The 3617-nt window shown below is 38.2% G+C and carries 3 protein-coding genes; 2 read left to right on the top strand and 1 reads right to left on the bottom strand.

Annotation, left to right across the window (positions count from 1 at the left end; all coding sequences use genetic code 11):
- Positions 1-133 precede the first annotated feature (133 nt).
- The gene (locus J582_RS24290) at positions 134-910 is read right to left on the bottom strand and encodes a hypothetical protein (protein WP_000191151.1); all 777 of its coding nucleotides are present in this window, start codon (positions 908-910) and stop codon (positions 134-136) included.
- 306 nt (positions 911-1216) lie between these two features.
- Here J582_RS24290 and J582_RS24285 point away from each other — a divergent pair, with 306 nt between their 5' ends.
- Positions 1217-2377 carry a MobA/MobL family protein gene (locus J582_RS24285; RefSeq protein ID WP_000179382.1) on the top strand — a complete coding sequence of 387 codons (1161 nt, stop codon included), beginning with the start codon at positions 1217-1219 and terminating at the stop codon, positions 2375-2377.
- Between the two features lie 499 nt (positions 2378-2876).
- Positions 2877-3617 (top strand): replication initiation protein (locus J582_RS24280; RefSeq protein ID WP_050674868.1); only part of this gene is annotated, 741 nt, incomplete at its 3' end.

Here is a 3617-nt window from a genome sequence, read left to right as displayed (position 1 = left end):
CCTATGGTTTTTTATCCCTTTTCTACTCATGCGTAAGTACGGTAGGCGACCTTATTTTTAAAATAATAAATTTCGCATAAATTTACAATTGCCAAAATAGAAAAGTCAGCTAAAAAGCGGACAGTCAAAAAATTCATTCTTTTTCAGACCTACTTTTTATCTTTTTTTGAGCATTTATAATCACTAAATCGAGAAGCGTTAAAGTCTGCCCTTTTAGGCTATATCCAGACAGCTGATGGAGAACCTCAAAAAGTAGCTGATACTTTTCTGTATTTGGTCGCTCTAGTGCCCAAACCTTTTTATAAAGTTGAGATTGACGAAATTTCCCGGCAAGAAAACGGTCAATTTCGATTCTTTTTAGAAACTTTTTACTGTCTAAATTTTCATCATCTTTTACTTTATAAAGACTTAAAACCCCACCACCCACTTCAAACTTACGTTGATTTTCAGCCTTTCGCTTTTTCCCGGCATACTTTTTCTGGATCTGACTCAAATACAGCTCCAAGTCACTGTATTCAAGCTTTTGCGCTTTAAAATTCAGATAACGCGTACACATCGTTTTCAGGATATTCATTTCAGCCGGATCTAGATCATCTTTTTTATAATCTTGGTACAGCTCCAGGAATTTTTCTTCATACTCAGTCCTTCCTGGAGTTATCACCAACTCATCAAACAACAACTGAAGTTTCAAATGCTCACGGTACGGTTTTAACGCTTCTTTCACCAGAATCTGCTGAGCTTCTGACAACATTTCAAAATTAAAGTCTTCAGCTTGTAGTGCAGCAATAACCTGATTTTGCAGTTCAGAGCGAGGATCTTTTTCTAACAGGAACTCAACGAAAGCGTGTAACTCTGCCATTTGTAAAAGTTGAGCTGGTCTACCACGCTTTTTTGCTTTTTCTTGGGTCATATCATCTGCCGCCTAATTTTCAGAACTGCTACCGATTTAAATATGGTTTTACCATATTTAAATCGGGCAGTCTGAAAATAATTATTTAAATTAAAAATAAAATTTCTTGAAAAGAAATTTTATTTTTAATTTAAATAATTCGCACTTGACAGTTTCTTCTAATCGAAGAAACTAGTACGCAATGGGGCGATTCCCCCTTGACCCCCTTTAACCGGATTTCTCAGCCATTCAGGCATTTCAAAATCCGGACGGTTTTCATTCCGTTTCACTGCATAAAAACCGGTCCCCAAGCCACCAGAGGTGAACATGGCCAGCTACCATTTCAGTGTAAAAAGCAAAAATAAAGGCTATGCGACCGGCCACTACCTCTATATTTCCCGGCTGATGCAATATGAAGGCATTCGAAAAACAAGCAATGAAACCATAGAACATATTGAACCTGGACGTTGCATGCCCGCCTTTGTCAAAGATCCGATTGAGTTTTGGCAGGCAGCCGATAGTCATGAACGAGCCAATGCCAAGGCCTACATGGAGTATGAAATTGCCCTCCCCAACGAGTTCACGCCAGAACAGCGTAAAACGCTCATAGAGACGTTTTTAGACAAACACATAGTCCCACAGCAATATCCTCACTCATACGCCATACACAACGTAAAATCACGCATCAGTGGCGAAGATCAGCCTCATTGTCACCTGATGTTCTCGCTAAAAGCGGATGACGGCATTGAACGCAGCGCAGAACAGTACTTCAAACGCTATAACCCTCAAGATCCAGCCAAAGGCGGTGCTAAAAAAATCCAACTTCAAGATGGCCATGAAAACTATTCCACTTTTTTGATCTATATCCGAAAACAATGGGAAAATCATTTGAATGATGCCCTTGCACAGCACTGCCCGACCGTCACCTACACACTGGATGGCCAAGACATCACCATCAAAAATCAGGTTTCAGCAGACAGCTATGAAAAATATAACGAGATCCACAGCACGCTATACCTTCCAGAGCCAAAACTAGGCGTTGGCCAACAAAATGCGACAGCGGAATATCTCGCTCAAATCCAAAAAATCCGAGAACACAACCAGCAAGAACGAGAACTCGAAGAACGCCAAAAGCAATTAGATCAACAACATGAATATTTTTATAGTGCTGAAAACCATCCATTTTCATCATTGGAAGTGATGTATTACCTGAATTACTTAATCAAAAATGCGAAAAATAAGGAAAAACTGGAAAAAGATTTTAGTGAAATTATCAAAATTCAAGAGCCTATACTGCACCAAGAAGGCTGGAACCTGAATAACATGAATCGAAAATTGAGAGATTCAGAACATAACTCAACGCCACGCTTTGAGTTTGAAGTCCATTCCCAGCCAAATTATCCATTACCCATGCAAAATAAGCCCCCTCAACCCGAACAGCCAAAGCCAAAATCTGATGATTATGATTACGGTGGTCCTGGTTTTTAAAATTATCTGGCTTTATTCAGGCCTTACAGAGCGAGTGTCTACGAGCGAACAGACCCAATTAAAATTTTCGCCATGCTTTTTCCCTGATTACAAACTCCCCTTTGCTGCTGAGACTGAGATACAGAGCATCCCGGAGGGTGCGAACAGATTTAATTTGCATCTAGGTCGAGCGAAGCGAGTATAAAAAACTTATGAGCGAAGCGAATTCCGAGTTGCTTTTGCTTTTTTGAAGTTATCACGAGATTAACCCAAAAATTGCCCCTTCGAACTGAGCGTAAGCGAAGTTCAATAGAGTTTGAGCGTAGCGAAAACATAGGGCAATTTTTCATTCTTTCCTTTTTAATATATTTTAAATCTTTTAAATCTTTTCAGTCGTCTCTGTGCCTTATATAGCAAAGGTTTCAACGTTTAAATATGACGGATTGACTACTAACTATGACGGATTGACTACTAACTATGACGGATTGACTACTTAACTATGACGGATTGACTACTAACTATGACAAGTATATATTTGTCATATATTAGAAAAATCAATGGTTTTGTTTTGAATAAAAATCACGTTGTAAAATCAAATCAAGTAATAGAAGCATCGTATCAATTAAGTGCCGTAGAGCAACGAATTGTCTTAGCTGCCATTTCACGGATTCCCAAAAATCAGCCTATTACAGATGATGAGTTATACCCTGTTAGCGTCGATGAATTAAAACAATTGGGCGTACATGAGAAAACTGCATACAGAGATTTAAAGGAAGGTATTAATAGACTCTATGAGAGGTCTATTAACCTCAGTATTGATGATAAATCTATAAAAATGAGATGGGTGCAAGAAATCCAATTTTTAGATAGTCAAAGTGTCATTGGAATCCGTTTTTCAAAACCCATTCTGCCATTCATTTCCAATCTAAGTAGAGAATTCACCAAATATGCCTTATCAGACATTGCTGGGATCAATAGTGGATACGGTATTCGTATTTATGAGCTACTGGTTCAATATCGGCAAATAGGTAAGCGTGAAATTTCTGTTGAGAGTTTACGGACAATGTTAGAACTCGGTAAAAAGTACCCATTATTCGCTGATTTCAAGAAACGAGTAATTGACACTGCTATAGACCAAATCAATGAATATAGCCCTTTAAAAGTCACTTATGAGCAGAAAAAAACAGGGCGTAAAGTCACTCATATTATCTTTTCTTTTAAAGAAAAATCTAAATCCATAACACATACCTCGAAAGATTTT

This window comes from Acinetobacter sp. 1566109, from assembly GCF_000582255.1.
Classification (GTDB): domain Bacteria; phylum Pseudomonadota; class Gammaproteobacteria; order Pseudomonadales; family Moraxellaceae; genus Acinetobacter; species Acinetobacter nosocomialis.
This window is presented reverse-complemented; position numbering and strand designations above follow the sequence as displayed.